This window comes from Pseudomonas sp. GM50 (assembly GCF_000282375.1).
Classification (GTDB): Bacteria; Pseudomonadota; Gammaproteobacteria; order Pseudomonadales; family Pseudomonadaceae; genus Aquipseudomonas.
This window is the reverse complement of the sequence record NZ_AKJK01000076.1, coordinates 23,479-43,542: the sequence shown is the minus strand read 5'-3', so window position 1 is coordinate 43,542 and position 20,064 is coordinate 23,479. Positions and strand designations below refer to the sequence as shown.

Annotated in this window: 14 protein-coding genes; 9 read left to right on the top strand and 5 right to left on the bottom strand. The window is 60.4% G+C overall.

Annotated features, from left to right (window positions below; translation table 11 throughout):
• Positions 1 to 99: 99 nt before the first annotated feature.
• The 5 genes from PMI30_RS11110 to cobG form a co-directional block, all read right to left on the bottom strand.
• Entirely contained in the window at positions 100 to 7,176 is a 7,077-nt protein-coding gene (locus PMI30_RS11110; protein ID WP_008011219.1) for a TcdA/TcdB pore-forming domain-containing protein, read from the bottom strand.
• A 563-nt stretch (positions 7,177 to 7,739) separates the two neighbouring features.
• Positions 7,740 to 9,443 (bottom strand): precorrin-3B C(17)-methyltransferase, encoded by a 1,704-nt coding sequence (gene cobJ / locus PMI30_RS11115; protein WP_008011217.1) that lies wholly within the window; start codon positions 9,441 to 9,443, stop codon positions 7,740 to 7,742.
• Entirely contained in the window at positions 9,443 to 10,174 is a 732-nt protein-coding gene (locus PMI30_RS11120) for a precorrin-2 C(20)-methyltransferase (protein ID WP_030128260.1), read from the bottom strand. Before PMI30_RS11120 ends, cobJ begins: the two co-directional genes overlap by 1 nt.
• Positions 10,174 to 10,800, bottom strand: coding sequence for a precorrin-8X methylmutase (locus PMI30_RS11125; protein WP_008011216.1), 627 nt, complete (start codon positions 10,798 to 10,800; stop codon positions 10,174 to 10,176). The genes PMI30_RS11120 and PMI30_RS11125 overlap by 1 nt, the downstream gene beginning before the upstream one ends.
• Positions 10,793 to 12,115, bottom strand: a complete 1,323-nt coding sequence (gene cobG / locus PMI30_RS11130; protein WP_032835686.1) for a precorrin-3B synthase — start codon at positions 12,113 to 12,115, stop codon at positions 10,793 to 10,795. Before cobG ends, PMI30_RS11125 begins: the two co-directional genes overlap by 8 nt.
• Before the next feature lie 144 nt (positions 12,116 to 12,259).
• Between cobG and PMI30_RS11135 the strand changes: the two genes are divergently transcribed.
• The 9 genes from PMI30_RS11135 to PMI30_RS11175 all read left to right on the top strand — a co-directional run bounded on the left by PMI30_RS11135 (position 12,260) and on the right by PMI30_RS11175 (position 19,944).
• Positions 12,260 to 13,471: a bifunctional cobalt-precorrin-7 (C(5))-methyltransferase/cobalt-precorrin-6B (C(15))-methyltransferase gene (locus PMI30_RS11135; RefSeq protein ID WP_008011211.1), complete on the top strand. Its 1,212-nt coding sequence runs from the start codon at positions 12,260 to 12,262 to the stop codon at positions 13,469 to 13,471.
• The gene (locus PMI30_RS11140) at positions 13,464 to 14,561 is read left to right on the top strand and encodes a cobalt-precorrin-5B (C(1))-methyltransferase (RefSeq protein ID WP_008011209.1); all 1,098 of its coding nucleotides are present in this window, start codon (positions 13,464 to 13,466) and stop codon (positions 14,559 to 14,561) included. Before PMI30_RS11135 ends, PMI30_RS11140 begins: the two co-directional genes overlap by 8 nt.
• Positions 14,558 to 15,286 (top strand): cobalt-precorrin-6A reductase, encoded by a 729-nt coding sequence (locus PMI30_RS11145; RefSeq protein WP_008011208.1) that lies wholly within the window; start codon positions 14,558 to 14,560, stop codon positions 15,284 to 15,286. Before PMI30_RS11140 ends, PMI30_RS11145 begins: the two co-directional genes overlap by 4 nt.
• Before the next feature lie 194 nt (positions 15,287 to 15,480).
• Positions 15,481 to 15,783, top strand: a complete 303-nt coding sequence (locus PMI30_RS11150; protein ID WP_008011206.1) for a type II toxin-antitoxin system RelE/ParE family toxin — start codon at positions 15,481 to 15,483, stop codon at positions 15,781 to 15,783.
• Between the two features lie 3 nt (positions 15,784 to 15,786).
• Positions 15,787 to 16,077 (top strand): addiction module antidote protein, encoded by a 291-nt coding sequence (locus PMI30_RS11155; RefSeq protein WP_008011204.1) that lies wholly within the window; start codon positions 15,787 to 15,789, stop codon positions 16,075 to 16,077.
• 99 nt (positions 16,078 to 16,176) lie between these two features.
• A complete protein-coding gene (locus PMI30_RS11160) occupies positions 16,177 to 16,575 on the top strand; it encodes a DUF2946 domain-containing protein (protein ID WP_008011202.1) in 399 nt (132 codons plus the stop codon).
• A 48-nt stretch (positions 16,576 to 16,623) separates the two neighbouring features.
• Positions 16,624 to 17,103 (top strand): copper chaperone PCu(A)C, encoded by a 480-nt coding sequence (locus tag PMI30_RS11165; RefSeq protein WP_008011201.1) that lies wholly within the window; start codon positions 16,624 to 16,626, stop codon positions 17,101 to 17,103.
• A 21-nt stretch (positions 17,104 to 17,124) separates the two neighbouring features.
• Positions 17,125 to 17,562 (top strand): DUF2946 domain-containing protein, encoded by a 438-nt coding sequence (locus tag PMI30_RS11170; protein WP_008011198.1) that lies wholly within the window; start codon positions 17,125 to 17,127, stop codon positions 17,560 to 17,562.
• 264 nt (positions 17,563 to 17,826) lie between these two features.
• Complete coding sequence (locus PMI30_RS11175) at positions 17,827 to 19,944, top strand: TonB-dependent copper receptor (RefSeq protein WP_008011197.1); 2,118 nt, start codon at positions 17,827 to 17,829, stop codon at positions 19,942 to 19,944.
• The last annotated feature ends 120 nt before the right edge of the window (positions 19,945 to 20,064 follow it).

The window sequence follows — 20,064 nt, the reverse complement described above, 5'->3', positions numbered from 1 at the left end:
TCTTGAAACTCAGGCACACGCGCCCCCCTCAAGTAACTTCAGTTTCTTGAGGGGTACATCGCCCAATCGCTTTTTCAAATCGCAGACAACAGCCGGTGATCAACCCACCAGGCTGTTTTCCAACTCAACATTCGATACCGTTAGAAGTTCACCCAGCGTTGCACTGTCATGCAGGCTCTGCCGAGCGACCAGCCTCTGCACCAGTGTCGAAACGCTATAAGGTCGATGCCCTTCGAACCCGAGCAAGACTTCGCCGCGCAAGTTGAAATCCGTCGCATACACTTCACGAAAGATCACACTGTGCCCGCTGTCCGGGTCAATGATCACCAGGTGTTCCTGAACGATGCTCAGCAACAGCTTTTCAGGATTTTCCAGCTCCCAGATCAATTTGCCGGGAATCGTTTGCGCATTGCCCAGCGAATGCCGGCAATCGAGAATGACCGACTCAAGCCTCAGCCAGGCAGCCTTCGACAACCGGTAACTTACCGCACCTTGCCCCACGCGCAGGATCAGGGTCGTGACATCGTCCGGCATCAACGGCAGAACATCGTCGACTTTCATCTGGCCTTCAATAACCATGACTTCGGCATTACGCCGGACATAACCGAGTGGTCCCGCATGCCCCATGTCCGGGTAGGTCAGCAACATTCCATCCTTGTCTTCATGAAGCAATACGTTGGTCTGCTGTTGCGTTCCCAACAGTTCGAAGGACTCCGGAATCGCGGCCTTTGGCACCCGAATCACACGTGCGGTATCGACTACGAACCACATCAGACTGCCGGCGTCCTCTACCGACAGCAGCGCGGCATGAGGTTGGCTGTCCGTCAATTGTTTGAGGCCTTGGTACGGTCGCTCCCCCTGAGTCATGACCCATTCATGGGTGACGCCGGTGATCAATGCCGGTTCTTGATCACGTAGCTCGAACACCACGCCTTCAAGTGTGGTACCTCGCAGTCCGGCGTCCTCAACCGTCACCTCGGCAAACTGCCAGGGCGCCCATGCACGCTCGGCGGCGGGTAGCGCGTCGGCCACCAGCAATCGCGAGCCTTGGCCGAACGCAGGCTCCAGCCTCTGCGGGTCGATGAACGCCTGACGATAGACTTCGCCGTTCGAAACATCGAATAACCAGGCCGCCTCGCTATCAGGGGTAACGCTGAGCAGGCGCACTTCTTTTCCATGGCCCAGATCAGCCAGCAACAATCGATTGCCGACGTACCAGGCGCACAACCTCGCGTCGCCGCTGAAGTTGCTCAGGCCGACCAGGGCAAAACGCTCGGCTGCGTGTTGCCGGGCAAGCGGTTCCAATGCGGACCACCAGTGCATCCGATCCTTGAACCACGACTCGCCAAGGCCACCCAGCTCCAGATACCCCTGGGGCGTCAGGTTGAAAAACAGCCCCTGCGACGTCAGCGCCAGGTACCCGCCTTCGACAGCCACGACATTCTCCAGCTCCCTGGGCTGTTCCCACGTATGGGACCAATGCCCTTTGCCTGCCACCAAGGTACGTTGTTTGCGGCACAGCTGCTGCTTGAGCCTGTCGTAGATGACAAACACATCGCTGCCGTCCGCCGGTGTGAGCAATGTCAGATCAGTCATGTTCTTGATCGAATCGGCCCAGCCGCGCCCACGATGAAGCCATGGAGAAGGACGGATGATCAGGTGGTCACTGTGACGAACCCAAGCCATGTCCCGTGTGTTCGCTTCGAACGTCCAGCAGACCGAAACAAAGGGTGCCGGCTGCCAGTCGACAGTGACAGAGGTGTGATCGGCAGTGACAGGCGTAAAGGTGTAATAGCGGCCCAGTACCTGCGACCAGTCGGCCAGTGTGTCGCTGGCACTGAAAACCGATTCCAGCGCCGGATCCATGTCGCGGGTGACCGAACTCAGCAGCAGTTGCCCGTCATGGATCACGTAGACCAGTACATCGCTGCCCTGATTCTCGCGAGCGATTTCCTGTACGACGTGAATCACCCCCTGCGCATCGGCCTCGACACTCGTGATGGTGGCTGCCGTGTTTTTGAGCAGCAACCGATAACGGTGACTGAGCAGCCCGGTTACCGCGTCGACTTGCCATATTTCGTAATTCTGCGGTTCGTAGAAATAGGCGTAGCCGCTTGCCACCGTCCCCAGCAGTGCTTCATCGGCGGCTCCTACCTCCTCGCTACGGATGTACAGGAAACGATCCTCCTTCGCGTCGTACCAGGCCGTCGTGTACCGGGGCTCGTCCGGTTTCTCGAACGGAATCAGATAGTGATGAACCGGCGTATACGGCATCACCAAACGATGTTCTCGAGCCAGAACCTTGAAATGCTCCTGCAACGCCTGCCGACCCATGCCCAATGGCACATCCTGCTCGACGAGGCTCATCTGCTGTTTCCCGCGTGCAAGCTGGAACAGCTGATTGTTGGCGATCCGGATCAGGACATCGTGAAGACCTCTGCCTGTGAACTCCACCTTGACGGTGCCGATCTGCAGGCCTGCCGCCCCCCCCAGAACAACGTCTTGCTCGCTGGCCCAGGACGCCTCCAGCACCCATCGCGAGGTGCCGCTGGCTGAATCGAGTGTCAGGCTCACCCCAGGATTGAGCGCCAATGCGCATTGTTTACCGGCTCCCCGGATCTGATAGGTGACTTTTCCGTGCCAGATCGGGGGCAGAACAGGCACTACCAGTGAGCGCTCGACAGCATCGAGCAGCACATTGATCACTGTTGGTCGATAGACCGGGAACAGGCGATAGAGGATGTACTCGCTGGGAAATGAATAGAAGGAAAACAGAAACAGACGATCGCCATCCGCTTTCCTTTTCTCCAGGCGTCGGGCCGTGTCGAACCCGGTGTCATGGCGCAGCGTAGCGAAGGGCAGCGCCTTGTACTCATAGCCATAACAGGTTTGCGGTGTGCAGGGCAGCACAATGACCTGCCCGGCGGATGGAGTGAATGTTATGTGACCGGGCAGACCCAGTTCTCGACGAATATTGATCGCCCGCTCGTAATCGCCATCAAAGGTCGGCACCCCGAAATGATCGCGAAGCGGGTATAGCTTGGGGCTGTCGAGCAGCAGTTTGCCGGCGACCAGATCCAGCGTCTGAACGATCAACGACGAGCGCGTTATCCACGCGTCCAAAGCGCTGTCGAATCGACAGGCTTGGCGATGGGCCTTCTCGATTTCATCGAAAAACAGCCCGACCTGTTTGGCTTCTTCGGCAATGACAGCAAAACCCTGAGCCAGTGCCGCCACCCCCACCGCCAACCCTGCCAGAATCACCGCAGCCCCGCCCAGAAACGCCCCAGCGGTTGTGACACCGACAGCATAAGCGCCCACCGACAACACCAGACTGGCCGAGTCGAAAGTCAGTTGCGTCCCGAACCGGGCACGTTCGACATCGCTTTGCGCAGTCGCCAACTGGTAGATGTCAAACCCGACATTCGCCAGCTGCAACAGTCCCCCTGTCGCTTCGCCCACGCTCGGCCCCACAGCCGCTCTGACCACTGGCGCGACGGTATGGGCGATCAGTTTCTCTTCAGCCAGTGCCTGCCGAACCAGGCTTACCAGACCCGCTACATCGACCACATTGCCATGCACCAGTTGCGCGTAATTGACATAGGCGTGTAACCGGACTGCCAGGGTCAGCGGCCGGTCAGGCCCTTCCTGCCCTCTCAATGCGTTCATCAGCGCTTGTATGGCGAAGCCGGCGTTCAGGGTGTGGACGCTACCAACATCGGTGGGATCGACAGGATCGCCCGGGGCGGACGATTTGTTGGCCAAGGCTGAAAAACGTTCCGAGAGGTAATTCTTAATACGTAAGAGTCGATGGTCCTCAGTGATGACTCGTACCACATGCTCAGGATTTGCAGGGTCGATCAGGCTCATCCGGTACATCCCGTCCGGCGTGATTTCCAGGGTTTCGAACAGCGGCACAAGCTGTGGTGCCAGCTGATTCTGCTGCCGGAGGTGGGTCGTCACTTGCGCGATCTGTTGCGCCCACCAATGACTGTCCAGCGCCAGCAGACAACTGCCCAGGCGAGGGTTACTCATCAATGATTGTCCGCGGGCACTGGCCAGACGCTGCCTGACAGGGCGTTGCGACTGTCCCGCCAAGGTGCCGGGTTGCAGCAGTTCCGAGACCGGAGTTGCGCCAGGCAATGCCACTCCCGACACCCGCGCGCCTTCCAGTTCGATCAGATCGAAGGTCGGACGCGCCGCATCGCCATAGGCCGCGTAATGCCTGGCCATCCCCTGTCGGAGGAAGAACTGTTCCAACGCCTGTCTGAACTGGGTCGGATGTTCGAACTCGAATACGCCAAAATTCGGATCGTAGAAGTGATAAGTGCTGCGTTCGCCCTCGATGGTTTTGGCCACCAGCATGGCGTGATTATCGGAGTTGAGCATCAGCGTACTGGTAGCGGTTCTGGCTTGCAGAATGTCCACGACCTGATTCAGATCCGAACGCGCCAGCGCGTTGCCCACCTCGCTGATCTGCACACCGCGCAACGCCTCCAGGCTGTGCAAAAAGATCGCTGAATCACTCCCTTGCGGCTCGATAACCCCCAGATAGAATCGCTCGCGCAGAATGTTGGCCGCGGCCTTCCCCTCCGACAAGGCTGCCGCCATCACCAGGGCCAGTGGATAACAACGCCCCCCCACCCTGTCACCGGCGCCCTGAAGCAGTAAATCCTGCGGGACAAGCTTGATGGTGCCCGCTTCAAAACCGTCCAGAACAATACCGAGGCGCTCGACAATCTGGTCACGGTATTCGAGTTTCGCCACCTGCTGGATTCGGGCCACATGCTTGCCCCACAGGCGCAGCGTCAAAGGTTGCTCAAGCGCGTTTTTCTTCAGCCCCAATGCGGTCTCGGAAAGCGCTGGCGGATGATCGACAGGGCTGGCAAGCCCGGCCAGAAACCCGGGAGCCTGGCGTTGATACAGTGCGTGTTCGATCGTCGCGTAGCGGCCCGCCGCGCCTAGTTCGCTGAAGCTGTTGGCCAGGTTATCCAGCTGCGGACGAACCGTGTCGAAGCTGCGATTATCCAATGCCTGCACACCGGTCAAGGCGCCGAGCAGCAGACGCTGCAAGGGGCTCAACTGAGCGACTTCGAGGCTACCCTTGGCGAGTCGGCTCAAGAGTTCATCGATAGGCAACTGTTGTGTCTGCGGATCGCTCAATGATACAGGCGGCAGCGCACCGGTGCTTTGAGCGAGGATCGACTGGCGGTCATCGAAGCTCAGGGGTACAGCCTTGTCGAAGGTCACCGCACCGTCATGGCTACGATTCATCGTCCGCATGAACGGCTCGCCCAGCTCATCGGCCAGATGCTGCAACAGCTCGGTGGACAGCACATGGCGGCCCTCGATTACCGGCCAGCCTTCCTCGAAATCAATGCTCTGGTGCTTGAGCAATTGAGCCATGTTTCCTGTGTAACGGGCTTTCAGTTCGCCGTCGGTCCAGCGTTTCTTTTCCGCTTCGAACCAGACCTCCGCATTTTCAGCGTTTTCTTTCCACGAGTGATCTCTATCCTCCTCCGTAGCGTTGTTGAACCCGGTGTGCAACCGTACGGCTTCCCGAGATGCATCAGCCCCCCTTGGGGTCAAGAGCTGACTTTCGAAGTCCGACAAACCAGCGCGCACAGCCCCCGGTCCTGTCAAGAATATCGAGCCCTCGGCGTTGGGGCGGATGCCGTCACTGAAGTAATCGGCGACCCCCTTACACAAGTTACTGGCCCGATAATCATCGCTGCCGGCTTTTTGGTCGAAGATATCGAATTTGTCCCTGAGTACTTCCTCCGTTAGCTCATAAATGCCATTGGCATCGTAGAGTTTGATTTTGCGCTTGTCGGCCTCGAGTTCAACCGCTAGCAGTACATGCAGGTGGATCTCGAAGCGCTCGATAATGGCTTCCAGCGCCGCCGACCCCGGATGGCTAATAATCAGTGCATTGGACTCGCCATTGTCGATCATCGCCAACCGCAAACTGTCGGGCCGAACATTGCGATTCTCGAATGGAACAAACACCTGTTCTAACGAAGGTGCGCTTTTGGCAAATCTTTCCAGCGCATCGCGATGCGCCGCCGGGATTTGCCCAGAGTAGTCGGTGTAACGACTGCGCAGCGTCTGGCGACCTGGCATCCAGTGAGGATTGTGGTCCAGCAACAGTTGCAAGACACCTAGCTGTGCGTCGAACTTTAGTTGGTTAACGTCAATACCAGCCAGGTTCCGAGCAAGCGGCGGCAAGAAATCCACGTCGTTGTAGATGCCGCCCTCGCCATGTTCCACCAGCACCCGCACAATGTCCGAAGCGGCGGCGAGATTGCCGCGCAAGGACATTTCACGGTTATAGAAATCCTCCAGTCGCGAAAATGCCCGGAGTTCATGAACATCGCGCAACCGCATACCCTCTTCATTGAGGTTGGCCATGAGTTGAGCGTTTTTATCCCTCAACGCACGCAGGGTTACCTCGTCCTGACCGTAGCCGCGAACCAGCAAGTCCATTCGCGCCTCATCAGCACTTTTACCGCGTTCGGTCGCCTGATTGATGTGCCTGTACATCTGGCGCTTCAACGCAGTGGCTCGCTCTTCATACCGATCGGCCAAATCATGGCCGGAGGCAACCCGTCCTTCGCCGGACAGCACATCAGCCTTTGCTGCCTCGACAATGATTCGATTGGTTTCGTGAACCAGTAACCCATCGCTGTCATACCAGACATTCAGCCCGTAGCCTTCCTTGGCCATCACCTGCTTCCAAATGTTGATGTAGTCGCGCTGAATCGCCCCGACGCCGCCGCCAAGCCAGACAAAATGCAGATTTTTCGGTACTTCGGTGGCAGGTGTCTTCCGTTGCTCAAGGCTGTTGTGCAGGCGCGCTTCGAATCCCTCTACTTTGTTGTAGATTTGCGCCAAATCATCAGCCTCGGCACCACCATTCAAGGGTGGCTCCGACTCTGCCGCACGGCGCCGGCGGCTACCTCCCTCCAAAGCCCCCAATGCTTGTTTTAGCAGCCCTAACGGCTCCAACAGTTGTGGAGAACCCAGTGAATCGATACAACCCAAGTAATAGCGAAACACCGCGTCATATTGATCAGTGCCCTTGTGCGATATTAATGCCTGTTCAAGATCCACCCGTTGGAACAAATCCACAAAATTGACATAGCCACCCGCAAACAAAAACTTAGATTCACTCATAAACAACACTTCCATTTATTGTGTGCAAATAGCCGGGATCGACTCTAGACAATGATGACGCCTCAAGTGCACGTACCACTCGGGCCTTTACCTGATTTAAACAGAATCAACGAAAGTAGCTATCCGACCAAGCGCCAGCTATCACTAAAGCGCTGCATAATTCCTCAACAACCAACTAACACCAACAAATCACAATTAAAACTAACCCGCCGCCCGATGCGACTCAAGCAACAAGGAATTCAATTAATTACAAAACAAACACTACACTCCGCGTTACAGATTTATGCACTTTTATTCGTTTACCCATGACATACAAGTCAGAACTCCGGAAAACCCTTTATAGCCCCGACCTTATAACAACCGCCTGAAATCATGATTCGTCACACCCTGAAAAATCCTGGCATCAAAGTAGAACTTCCGACAAGGCAGAATAAAAATTCTTCGTGGCAGACGACAAAATCCCACTCAAACAACCGAATAGGCTTACACACACAAATGCCGAAACAATCGAGGGGAATAAACGGACTGAGGTGATGGAGGCGGCCCGAGCGGGCCGCCAGGGTTCAGCAGAGGGGTTTGTTGCCATACCAGCGCGGTGTGTACACCCAGTCGCCGCCTTCAGCGCGGGGGAACACACATGTGGTGGACGAGCCGATCAGCACCATGGTGCGCATGTCCACTTGCTCCGGCGTGAGCGCTCCGAGGGTAGTGACCCGCAGCGTCTGGCCGGGCCGACCGATATCACGGCCCAGAACCACCGGGGTTTGCGGCGTACGGTGCTGTGCGACGATTTCCAGAGCACGGCCCAACTGCCACGGCCGAGAACGGGATATCGGGTTATAGAAAGCCAGCGCCAGATCAGCTTCGGCGGCCAGGTCCAGACGCTTCTCGATGATCGACCACGGCTTGAGGTTGTCCGACAGCGACATCACGCAGAAGTCATGCCCCAACGGCGCACCGGCCTGAGCAGCCGTCGCCAGCGAAGCGGAAACCCCCGGCAGAATCTCCAGATCGACGCTGTGCCAGGCCGGGTCACTCGACTCATGCAAGGCTTCCAACACCGCGGCCGCCATGGCGAACACGCCGGGGTCACCGGACGAGACCACAATCACCGACCGCCCCTGGGCTGCCAGTTCGAAGGCGTGACGGGCACGCTGCATTTCTTCGCGGTTGTCGGTGCAGTGCAGCACTTGATCCGGGCGAAACGGGCCGGCCATGCGCACATAGGTTTCATAACCGAGCACATCAGTGGCTCTGGCCAGTTCGGCCTTCACCGCAGGCACCATCAGTTCGGCAGCGCCCGGACCCAGCCCGATTACCGCCAGTCGCCCGCGTGGCTGGCCGATCTGCGCGACGTCCAGAGGCTGTTTGGCGATGGCCAGCGCCAGGTTCGCGTCGACCGGAACAATCGTCGCACCGGGAACTGCCCCACGGGCCAACTCGCTGGCATCGCTGGCGGGTGACGCAAAGCGCAGCGGCACACCCAACTCAAGCGCCGCTTCGCGCAACGTCGAGTTGGCCATATCAGTGACCGGCGCCAGCAAGCACGCCAGCGATTGAACGGCGACTCGCGCCTGACGTAGTGCCGCGCGAATCGCCTGGGGCAAATCCGCCACACTGGCGCTGACCGCCAACAACACACTGCGCGGGTAGATCAACAGTTCATTGGTGGCTGGCGTTCGTTCCGCGCTGCCGACATGGATCGACAAATGAGCCTCGGGATCTTGCGGTAACTGTGCTTGCGCCAACCAGGGCGCCGCGCCTTCGATGCGCACGTGTTCGCCAGCCAGCAAGTCCGAGACAAAGCGCTTGCCCAGCTCCAGATCGCCCAAGGCATAGCCGCTGGGTGGATTGAGCAGGCACGTGCCGAAACGCAGCTCACCGCTGGTGGTAATCGCCGCCGCGACGTCGAGGCCGGCGGCAATCTCGCGCGCCATGACATTCACCCCACCGAGGCCGCCGAGCAGCGGCACCACGGCGCTGCCGTCTTCGGCCACGGCCAGCACCGGTGGCTCGGCACCTTTTTCCAGCAGCAACGGCGCCAGGGTGCGGATCACAATCCCGGCGGCGCACAGCGCGATGATTGGCGTGTCCTGTTGATAAAGTTCGCGCAGGGTTGCGCCGAACTCGTGATAAACACGGTCCGCGCCGTCGACCCGTTCGGCCAACCCATGGATCAGCGCGCCCGGATACACCTGTTGAATCTTGCGCGCGGTGGCGAGGCTACCATTGCCGAGAATGACAATCGCCGGAGCGGAGTGGGCCATCAGCCTTGCCACCTTTCACCGGGAACGATGATCAGCGAGAAATACGGCGAGGACATCGGCTCGACCTGATCCAGCGGCACGATTTTCTGATTGGCCATGGTCGCGCGCTCGACGTACAGCGCACGCTCCGCCAGACCGAGTTCTTCCAATACCTGACGGACCTTGGGGAAGTTGCGCCCCAGTTTCATGATCACCGCCGCATCGGCATCGGCCAGTCGCCGCTTGAGGTCTTCGTGGGGCAACACGCCCGACAACACCGACAGGCTCTGATTGCGATACACCAGCGGTGCGCCGAGTACCGACGCACCGCCGAGCATCGAGCAGACGCCCGGCACGACTTCGGCTTCATAGCGTTCGGCCAGGCGATCGTGCAGATACATGTAGGAGCCGTAGAAGAACGGATCGCCTTCGCAGATCACCGCCACGTCACGGCCGGCGTCCAGATGCGCGGCGAGTTGTTCGCCAGCCGCATCGTAGAAATCGCTGATCACTTGTTCGTACGACAACGGCGCCGGCAGCGCTTCGGTGGTCACCGGATAAACCAGCGGCAGCAGGGTTTGTGCGTCCTGCAAATGCGCTTCGATAATGCCGAAGGCGTTGCCTTTCTTGCCCTTGGCGACGAAGTACGCCACCACCGGCGATTCGCGCAGCAGGCGCAAGGCTTTGACGGTAATCAGTTCCGGATCACCGGGGCCGACGCCCAGGCCAATCAAACGTCCAGGTTGCTGCATCATTCGATCTCCGTGGTGAGGGCGTTGACGGCGGCGGCGGCCATGGCGCTACCGCCCAGCCGGCCTTGCATGATGACGAAAGGCACGCCACGGCTGTCCGCCGCGAGCATCGCCTTGGATTCGGCGGCGCCGACGAAGCCCACCGGGAAGCCAAGGATCAGCGCCGGTTTCGGGGCGCCGGCGTCGAGCATTTCCAGCAGATAAAACAGTGCGGTCGGCGCATTACCGATCACCACCACGCTGCCTTCCAGATGCGGGCGCCACAGTTCCAGCGCGGCGGCGGAACGGGTGTTGCCCAACTCACGGGCAAGCTCCGGGACGCTGTCGTCGCGCAGGGTGCAAATCACCGGATTGTTGGCAGGCAAACGCGCACGGGTCACGCCTTCGCTGACCATCCGCGCGTCGCACAGAATCGGCGCGCCAGCTGCCAGCGCATCACGCCCGGCCTTGCCGGCGCCTTCGGAAAATTGCAGCCCGTCGATGGCCTCGACCATGCCGCAAGCGTGGATCACCCGCACCGCGAGTTTTTCCAGATCAGCCGGGATGCGCGAAAGGTTGGCCTCGCTGCGAATGATCGCGAAGGAGTTGCGATAGATCTCCTGACCGTCGCGGATGTAATCAAGCATCAAGGGGGCTCCGTGAGCGGGCGTCGAGCAAGGCTGCGACCGCTTCAATAGTAAGATTGCGTGCGTGCAGCGCGCCGAAGCCCGGCTGCGCCGCATCGCGAAAATAGAGGTCGTAGTGACCAGGTGAGACTGCCAGCAAAGTCGCTGGCGTGATGTGTGCCGCCGCGCAGGAACGCGCGCAGCCAGACAAATGCACATCTAAGACTTGGCCGTGACGTTGCAACAACGTCGCCAGTTGCAGCGCATCGCCTTTGGTGTCGGACAGGCCTTTGCCGCAACCCGCCGAACCGGTGCAGGCAATCAGATGCGCCAAGGCATCGTCTGCTGAACAGCGCAGGCCCAAATTTTCCAGGCTGTGGATAACTTGAGCGGCGTCGTCTTCGTGGATATCTGGCAGCAACAGGCTTTGCCAAGGTGTGAAACGCAGGCTGCCGTCACCTCGTTCGCGAGCCAGTTGTGCGGCACCCCGGAGCATGGCGCAATCGAGTCGGCCCAGAGGCGGTGTCGCGCCGACATAGACACGGCCGGTTTCACGCTGAGGATGAGCGCCAATGTGTAGAACGCTCGAGTGCAGAACGCTCGAGTTCGTAACGCGCAACCCGCTCACGATGGACAGTAGCGGCACACGTTCGGCCACTTGAGCGACAAACCCCACAACCGGGTATTCGGTCAGCAGGTGACGCATGCGCGTATGGTCCGGACGCGCCAGGTCGAGGAATAGCTCCAGCACCGCGATCACCAGCGCATGGCCGTCCTCCAGTCGCACCGCGCCCGACGGAGTCTGGGTCGGGCAACCCGCCAGACCGAAGGCCAGCACACACTCGCCCTCTTGCTCAACGGCGCTCAACCAAAGGTCGTGAGGATGCTCGAGCATTGCCAAGCCTTCGCCGCCGTCGAGTTGCACGGCAAACTTGGCGCTCAACTGGTGAAAACGTTCGTGGCTTTGCAGGCTGGTGAGGATCTGTTCCGCCAGCGCACGCGTGTCAAAGAGCATGTGCCGATCAATCCCGGCGCTTGGGCTGAGCATCAGGTTGCGTACATCGTCGCCCGCCATGGTACGCGGGCCCAATCCTGCTGCGAGCAGGCTGTCGATCAGTGCCGTCTGTTCGCTGCCGATCCCGCGAATCTGCAGGTTGGCCCGATTGGTCGCCTCGATCACGCCCCCGGCAAACCGTTCGGCCGCGCTGGCCACCGCTTCAGCTTGGGCAGCGCTGATCGAGCCGCCGTTCAATTTGATCCGACAGATGCCGCCATCCAGCGCCGGGACGATACGCAGCAACCCCGGGCAGGCCGAGGGGCGTAAGGCGGTAGACATCGGGCGTTCGTTCAAAGGGGCGACCGGCTGTGTGGGAAAGGCGCTTCGCGGGCGAAGGCGCGGTATTATGCCTGCTTTGTCCGACGGCATGAAAAGCCTGCCCGTCGGAACAGTCCGTTTGTGGACTTTTTTTGAGGACGGCAGATGTCACCCTGGCTGACAGTAGTAGGTATCGGTGAAGACGGCTTCAAGGGCCTGGGCAAAAACGCCCGGCGCGCCCTGCTGGGCGCCTCGCGGATCTTCGGCGGCCAGCGGCAACTGGATTTGTTGCCCGTGTGCATTCGCGGCGAACGCCAGCTCTGGCCTAGTCCGTTTTCCCTTGAACCATTGCTGGCACTGCGTGGCGAGCCGATCTGTGTGCTGGCCAGCGGCGACCCGATGTTCTTTGGCGTCGGCGCCAGCCTGGCGCGGCAACTGCCCGGCGCGGAAATGCTGATCCTGCCCGCCCCCTCTTCCGTGTCGCTGGCGGCCGCTCGCCTGGGTTGGCCGCTGCAGGATGTGGTGACTCTGTCGGTGGTCGCCCGCCCCGTCGCCGCGCTCAACGCCCATCTGTTCAGTGGAGTGCGCTTGCTGGTATTGAGCAACGACGGCCAGAGTCCGGCGGCCATCGCGGCGCTGCTGCGTGAACGTGGTTTCGGGCCGAGTCGCCTCACCGTGCTGGGACATCTGGGCGGCGAAGCCGAACGACGCATCGAGGGCGTCGCCAACGACTGGAACGACCCGCTGATTGCCGATCTGAACCTGATCGCCATCGAATGCATCGCCGAACCAAACACGCCGCGCCTGTCCCGATTGGCGGGCCTGCCAGACTCAGCCTTCCAGCATGACGGCCAACTGACCAAGCGCGATGTGCGCGCCATCACCCTTGCGCGCCTCGCCCCGGTCCCCGGGGAACTGCTGTGGGACGTCGGCGCTGGCAGCGGTTCGATCGGCATCGAGTGGATGCGCGCTCATCCGAGTTGCCGGGCGCTGGCCATTGAAGCAGATGAAGGGCGGCAGTTGTTGATCGAACACAACCGCGATGCCTTGGGCGTACCCGGTCTGCAATTGATTCGCGGCAGCGCGCCCCAAGCCCTGACCGGACTCGAACGCCCGGACGCCATTTTCATCGGTGGCGGCGTCACCCGCGACGGCGTACTCGATACTTGTTGGGCGCAACTCAAACCCGGCGGTCGACTGGTGGCCAACGCCGTCACCCTGCAAAGCGAAGTGACCCTGATGGCCTGGCGCGAACAGCATGGCGGTGAACTGACCCGCATCCACGTCGCTCAGGCGCAACCGCTGGGCGAGTTCGACACCTGGCGTCAGGCGCTGCCGATTACTTTGCTGGACGTGACGAAGCCCCTCGATGCGTGACGAAACCGCCGAACAACCCGCACCACTGCGCAGCGGCCTGACCACTGGCAGCTGCGCCACCGCCACCAGCCTCGCCGCGGCACGCCTGCTGCTCAGTGGTGTCGAAGCGGACGCCGTCGAGATCATTCTGCCCAAAGGCAAACGGGTGCAGATGCGCCTGGAATTCTGTCGGTTGATGAACGACGGCGCCGAAGCCGGAACGATCAAAGACGCCGGCGACGACCCGGACGTGACCCACGGCGCCCTGCTCTTTTCCCAGGTGCGCTTGCACAGTGAGCCGGGCATTCGCTTCAACGCCGGCCGTGGCGTTGGCACCGTCACCCGGCCCGGGCTGGTGCTGAACGTCGGCGAACCGGCGATCAACCCGGTGCCGCGCAAGATGATCACCGACCACCTGACGCTGCTGGCCGAGGAGCTTGATTACACGGGCGGCTTCGAGGTCACGGTGAACGTCGAGGACGGTGAAGCGCTGGCGCTGAAAACCATGAACCCGCGACTGGGGATTCTCGGCGGCTTGTCGATTCTCGGCACCAGCGGCATCGTCCGCCCCTTCTCCTGCGCGGCCTACATCGCCTCGATCCACCAAGGCATCGACGTCGCCAAAACCAATGGCTACCTGCATATCGCCGCGTGCACCGGCAACGCCAGCGAAGACACCATGCGCCGGGTCTACGACTTGCCGGAAATCGCCCTGATCGAAATGGGCGACTTCGTCGGCGCGGTGCTCAAGCACTTGCGCAAAGTGCCTGTGGATAAACTCAGCCTGTGCGGCGGCTTCGGCAAAATCAGCAAACTGGCGGCCGGGCACATGGATCTGCACAGTCGGCATTCCAGCATCGACCTGCCGCAACTGGCCGAATGGGCGGCTGCGGTTGGCGCCGATGAGACGTTGCAACAGGCGATCCGCCAAGCCAATACCAGTCAGCAGGCGTTGGCCATGGCCAGCGCTGCCGGGATCGCCCTCGGCGACGCGGTGTGCCAGCACGCCCTGGACTTTGCCCGCAGCGTGGTACCGGCGCAGGTTCAGGTCGAAGTATTCGCCATCGATCGCCAGGGCGGGATTGTCGGCCATGCAGGAGTTTTTCCATGAAGCGCGTGTTGTTACTCGGCGGCGTCACGGAGGCCCTGGCCATCGCCCGAACCCTGGGGCCGGAACACATCTATAGCCTGGCCGGTGTCGGTCGCGTGCCGACGGACCTGAACTGCCAGGTTCGGGTTGGCGGCTATGGCGGCGCTGAAGGTCTGGCGCAATTCATTCGCGATGAAGGCATCGACCTGCTGCTGGATGCGACCCATCCCTACGCAGCGCAAATCAGCCAGAACGCCGCCACCGCTGCGAAGTTGAGCGGCATTGCGTGCTGGGCTTTGCGACGCCCGGCCTGGCAACCACAAACCGGGGATGACTGGCGCGAAGTCAGCGACTGGGCCGAGTTGATCGAAGCGCTGAAACCCTTCCGCCGCCCGCTGTTCACCCTTGGTCGCGAGCCATTGCAGCACCTGCACGAAATCCCGCCGGAGCAATTCTGGACGTTGCGTGCGTTGGATGTTTATCCCGGGAATGAGCGCTGCGAAGTGATCGGCGCGCGTGGGCCGTTTCTGATCGAGGATGAACGCGAACTGTTCGAGCGTCGGCAGATTGATGTGCTGATCAGCAAGAACAGCGGCAGCACCGCCACCGAGCCGAAACTGGAAGTGGCGCGGGAGCGTGGAGTACCGGTGCTGGTGTTGAAGCGGCCGGTGTTGCCGGGGGTTGAGCGGGAGTTTGGGGCGGTGGATGACGTCTTGGCGGCTTTGTCAGTGTCAGACATTTCCTGAGCCTGCACGAGCTTGCGACTTTGCCGACAACTTTCCAGGAGAGGACCGACTGTTCCCGGCAAGCGCTTCAACTCTATATTCGATTCCCCTGATCCTGGCTAGCAACACCACCCATGCCACTCATGGGTAAGGCCTCCCATTGGGCCGAGAAAAGTGTGGCTTGCCAACTTGTATCCCAAGGAATACGATCCAATATGATCGACTTCGAACGATCTCGTGCGTTTGCCGATTGGCTCGACTCGCTGAGAGACATCATCGGTAAAGCTCGCATTATCGCCAGGCTCCGAGCTGCCGAACACGGTAATTTCGGTGATTGTGAACCCATAGGCGAGGCTGTTTATGAAATGCGTGTTCATTACGGCCCCGGCTACAGGATGTATTTCACTCGTCGAGGGGCAGTGGTCTATCTGCTGCTGGTGGGCGGTGACAAGTCGACTCAAAAACGAGATATCAAGCGCGCTCTTCAAATGGCGCAAAACATCGGTAATGAGGAGTAAGTCATGGCCGAACAATTCACCCGATTCGACGCCGCCGAGTTTCTCAAAACACCAGAAGAAATGGCCGCTTACCTGGACGCCTGCTTTGAAGAAGATACAGGTGACGGAGTTCTCATACGTGCCGCACTCAACGACATAGCGCGTGCAAAAGGCATGACACAGATTGCCCGTGATGCCGGGCTAGGTCGTGAGAGTCTCTACAAAGCATTGGGCAGCACTGGCAACCCGGAATTCGCGACTATCATGAAAGTGATGAAAGCATTAGGCCTGCGGTTGCATGCCAGCGCTCTCTGATTGCACTGCGACACCACACCGCACGCGGTCTTTTTACTTATCGCCCCTGATCAGGCTAAATAGCCGCGCCTGATCGCCCACTCAACCGGATCTGTCCTCATGTCCCGACAACGGCTCGCATTTGCCTGGATCGCCTGCTTTGCAGTGCTGTTCAACATGCTCGCCATGCCGATGTCCGGAGCGATGGCGCAGACGGCGAAATCGCCTGTAGATCAATTGTTGTGGGGCAGTTTCTGCTCTTCCAACGGCACCAGGCTGGTGGCGATTTCCCTGGGCGATATCGAGCAGAAAGCTCCGCAGAGCGACGATCATTCCAACATGCAGCATTGCTGGTGCTGCTCGGGCTCTGCGCCATTGGTGGCGTTGCCGGGGCATGTGCCGCAGTTGTATTTCGCGCGTTTCGACGCCAATCGAAGCCTGCCGCCTGCCACGCTCGACATTCCGACACCGCGCCAGCAATGGCCGAGTCTCAACCCCCGCGCGTCCCCTCTGGTGTGATTCCTTCTCGCAATTGACCTGCGTTTTGAATCGTTCTGGAGAACTGCCATGTTGAACAAACTCATCGTTCTGGCTGTATTGCTGCTGCCTGCCTGTTTTGCCAATGCTCACGAATACAAGGCTGACGAGCTTGAGATCGCCCATCCATGGTCGCAAGAGTTGCCGCCCAACGCGCCCACCGTCGCGGCGTATTTCGTGATTCACAACAAGGGCAAAACCGCCGACCGACTGTTGAGCGTCGACTCGCCGATCGCAGGCGTTGCCGAGTTGCACGAGCACGTGATGCAAAACGATCTGATGAAAATGCAGCAAGTGCCAAGCGTCGAAATTCCGGCTGGCGGCGAAGCCACTTTCGCCCCGATGGCGTATCACGTGATGCTGCTGGAGCTGAAAGACCGCAGCCTGTTGAGCGACGGCAAGCGCTTCCCGCTGACGATGCACTTCGAAAATTCCGGTGATGTGACAGTCGATGTCACGGTGCAGAAAAAGGCGCCGGACGGCATGCATGAGCATATGCACGCCCAGTAATCGCCGACGTTGAAAACGCCCATGCGCCCGCTTGGCACCCGGTCATCCGTGCACCGCCGTCAGCCAATGAGCCTGACGCGTGGCAGCTGGATCAGCCTGTTCGCCATGCTGATGATCTTTATCGGCCCGCTGATTTCTCAGTCGATGCCGATGGATCAACGCGCCTCAATGTCCATGAGCATGTCGATGGACATGCCCATGGACATGTCGGCCATGGAGCATGGCGCGCAAGCCGCCGCCGAGCACTGCCCACCCAAAGCCGACCATCACGCACTCTGGGAAAAATGCGGCTATTGCAGCTTGCTATTCAATTGCCCGGCGCTCACCGGCGGCCAGTCCTTCGTTGCATTCGACAGTCCACAGACAACCACCTTCACCACTCTCGCCACTCGCTTGGGCCACGCCCGGCAAACCTTCTTCCCCGGCGCCCGCACCCGCGCACCGCCCATCGTCGCGTAAACACCCACCTCCGATCTCACACGGTCCGCAAGATGGCCATAGCAACCTGTGGGAGCGAGCTGTGTGGTGAGAGGGCTTGCCCCCGGTCGGCTGCGTAGCAGTCGTAAAACGTTGCACGCCGTGTACCTGATACACGGCGATCGCAGGTTTTAGGGCCGCTTCGCGGCCCAACGGGGGCGAGCCCCCTCACCACAGAGGTTCGATCCCACAGAGATTGCGCAGGCTGCCGGCCGTGTCGTTTACGACTGTTCGATGGAAATTGTCATGTCCAGGTTTTCTGCTGACACACGTTTGGGCGCTGCCCAGGCTTCTTTTGCCCTGAACGAATCTCGCGTTCGTTTCAGGCACGCCACGGCCGTTCTTTGCGGCTTGTTGCTGGCACCGATGGTGCTGGCCGATGAACACGCCGACCACACCGAAGAACTGAGCCCGACGGTGATCACCGCCATTGCGCCGAGTTCGCCGCTGACCATCGTCACCAACCCCAAGGACCCGCGCCAACCGGTGCCGGCCAGCGACGGTGGCGACTATCTGAAAACCATCCCCGGCTTCGCGCTGGTGCGCAACGGTGGCACCAACGGCGATCCGGTGCTGCGCGGCATGTTCGGCTCGCGACTGAATATTCTCACCAACGGCAGCATGATGCTCGGCGCCTGCCCCGGTCGGATGGACGCGCCGACCTCGTATATCTCACCGGAAACCTACGACAAACTCACCGTCATCAAAGGCCCGCAAACCGTGCTCTGGGGCCCCGGCGCATCGGCCGGCACCATCCTGTTCGACCGTGAGCCGGAAAGCTTCGGCGAACTCGGCACCCGGGTGAACGCCAGCGTTCTGGCCGGTTCCAACGGCCGCTTCGACAAAGTGGTGGACGCCGCTGCCGGTGGGCCGCTGGGTTACGTGCGCGTGATCGGCAACACCGCGCATTCCGACGATTACAAGGACGGCAACAACGACACCGTGCCCTCGCGCTATGACAAGTGGAACGGTGACGTCGCTGTCGGCTGGACCCCGAGCGCCGACACGCTGCTGGAACTGACCGCCGGCAAGGGCGATGGCGAAGCCCGTTACGCCGGGCGCGGCATGGACGGTTCGCAGTTCTTGCGCGAAAGCCTGGGCCTGCGCTTCGAGCAGTCAAACATCGGTGAGGTATTGGATAAGGTCGAGGCGCAGGTCTACTACAACTACGCCGACCACGTGATGGACAACTACACCCTGCGCACGCCGTCCGGTACCGGGATGATGGCCGGCCCCATGGCCTCCAACGTCGACCGTCGAACCCTCGGCGCGCGGATCAAAGCCACTTGGCGTTGGGCCGATGTGCAGCTGATCAGTGGCCTGGATGCGCAGACCAACGAACACCGCCAACGCAGCGCGATGGGCGTCGACGCCTACAAGGATGTGCCGCGCAACAAGGACGCCGACTTCCACAACTACGGCGTGTTCAGCGAACTGACCTGGTACGCCGCCGACCGTGATCGGTTGATCACCGGTGCACGCCTGGATCGCGCGTCGGCCAAGGATTATCGGCAGACCATTGGCTCCGGGATGATGGCCCGCCCGAACCCGACCGCCGACGACACCCGCGCCGACACCTTGCCCAGCGGTTTCGTCCGTTACGAGCATGACCTGGCCGACAGCCCGACCACGTTGTATGCGGGCCTCGGTCACGCCCAGCGTTTCCCGGATTACTGGGAGCTGTTTTCGCCCAAGTCCGGCCCCGCCGGTTCGGTGAATGCGTTCGACTCGATCAAACCGGAGAAAACCACCCAGCTCGACTTCGGCCTGCAATACAAGACCGAAGACCTCGAAGCCTGGGCCTCGGGTTACGTCGGGCAGGTGCGTGACTACATCCTGTTCAACTATACGCCGGGAATGATGGGCATGACCTCGCAAGCCGAGAACATCGACGCGCGAATCATGGGCGGCGAACTCGGTGCGGCCTACAAGCTGACGGCCAACTGGAAAGCCGACGCGACCCTGGCCTACGCCTGGGGCAAGAACAGCAGCGACGGCAGCGCCCTGCCGCAGATGCCACCGCTGGATGCCCGTCTCGGCCTGACCTACAGCGAAGACAACTGGAGCGCTGGCGCCTTGTGGCGGGTGGTTGCGGCGCAAAACCGCATCGACCAGAACAAGGGCAACGTGGTTGGCAAAGACTTCGACACGAGCTCTGGATTCGGCGTGTTCTCGCTCAACGGTGCGTACCGGATCAACAAGAACTGGAAGGTCAGCAGTGGCGTCGACAACCTCTTTAACAAGGCTTACGCCGAACACTTGAACCTGGCCGGCAACGCCGGTTTCGGCTTCCCGGCCAATGATCCGCAAGCCATCAACGAACCGGGGCGCACGCTCTGGACCAAGGTGGATATGAGCTTTTAAGAGCTTCGCGGGCAAGCCTCGCTCCTACAGGGATCGCGTCGTTTAATTGATCGACACAAAACCTGTAGGAGCGAGGCTTGCCCGCGAACGACTGCGCAGCAGTCACCAGACAACAACAAA

Excerpts from the sequence above, each read along its gene's own strand:
- PMI30_RS11110 (WP_008011219.1), bottom strand. The coding sequence starts at position 7,176 with ATGAGTGAATCTAAGTTTTTGTTTGCGGGTGGCTATGTCAATTTTGTG.
- cobJ (WP_008011217.1), bottom strand. The coding sequence starts at position 9,443 with ATGGCCCACTCCGCTCCGGCGATTGTCATTCTCGGCAATGGTAGCCTC.
- PMI30_RS11120 (WP_030128260.1), bottom strand. The coding sequence starts at position 10,174 with ATGCAGCAACCTGGACGTTTGATTGGCCTGGGCGTCGGCCCCGGTGAT.
- PMI30_RS11125 (WP_008011216.1), bottom strand. The coding sequence starts at position 10,800 with ATGCTTGATTACATCCGCGACGGTCAGGAGATCTATCGCAACTCCTTC.
- cobG (WP_032835686.1), bottom strand. The coding sequence starts at position 12,115 with ATGTCTACCGCCTTACGCCCCTCGGCCTGCCCGGGGTTGCTGCGTATC.
- PMI30_RS11135 (WP_008011211.1), top strand. The coding sequence starts at position 12,260 with ATGTCACCCTGGCTGACAGTAGTAGGTATCGGTGAAGACGGCTTCAAG.
- PMI30_RS11140 (WP_008011209.1), top strand. The coding sequence starts at position 13,464 with ATGCGTGACGAAACCGCCGAACAACCCGCACCACTGCGCAGCGGCCTG.
- PMI30_RS11145 (WP_008011208.1), top strand. The coding sequence starts at position 14,558 with ATGAAGCGCGTGTTGTTACTCGGCGGCGTCACGGAGGCCCTGGCCATC.
- PMI30_RS11150 (WP_008011206.1), top strand. The coding sequence starts at position 15,481 with ATGATCGACTTCGAACGATCTCGTGCGTTTGCCGATTGGCTCGACTCG.
- PMI30_RS11155 (WP_008011204.1), top strand. The coding sequence starts at position 15,787 with ATGGCCGAACAATTCACCCGATTCGACGCCGCCGAGTTTCTCAAAACA.
- PMI30_RS11160 (WP_008011202.1), top strand. The coding sequence starts at position 16,177 with ATGTCCCGACAACGGCTCGCATTTGCCTGGATCGCCTGCTTTGCAGTG.
- PMI30_RS11165 (WP_008011201.1), top strand. The coding sequence starts at position 16,624 with ATGTTGAACAAACTCATCGTTCTGGCTGTATTGCTGCTGCCTGCCTGT.
- PMI30_RS11170 (WP_008011198.1), top strand. The coding sequence starts at position 17,125 with ATGCGCCCGCTTGGCACCCGGTCATCCGTGCACCGCCGTCAGCCAATG.
- PMI30_RS11175 (WP_008011197.1), top strand. The coding sequence starts at position 17,827 with ATGTCCAGGTTTTCTGCTGACACACGTTTGGGCGCTGCCCAGGCTTCT.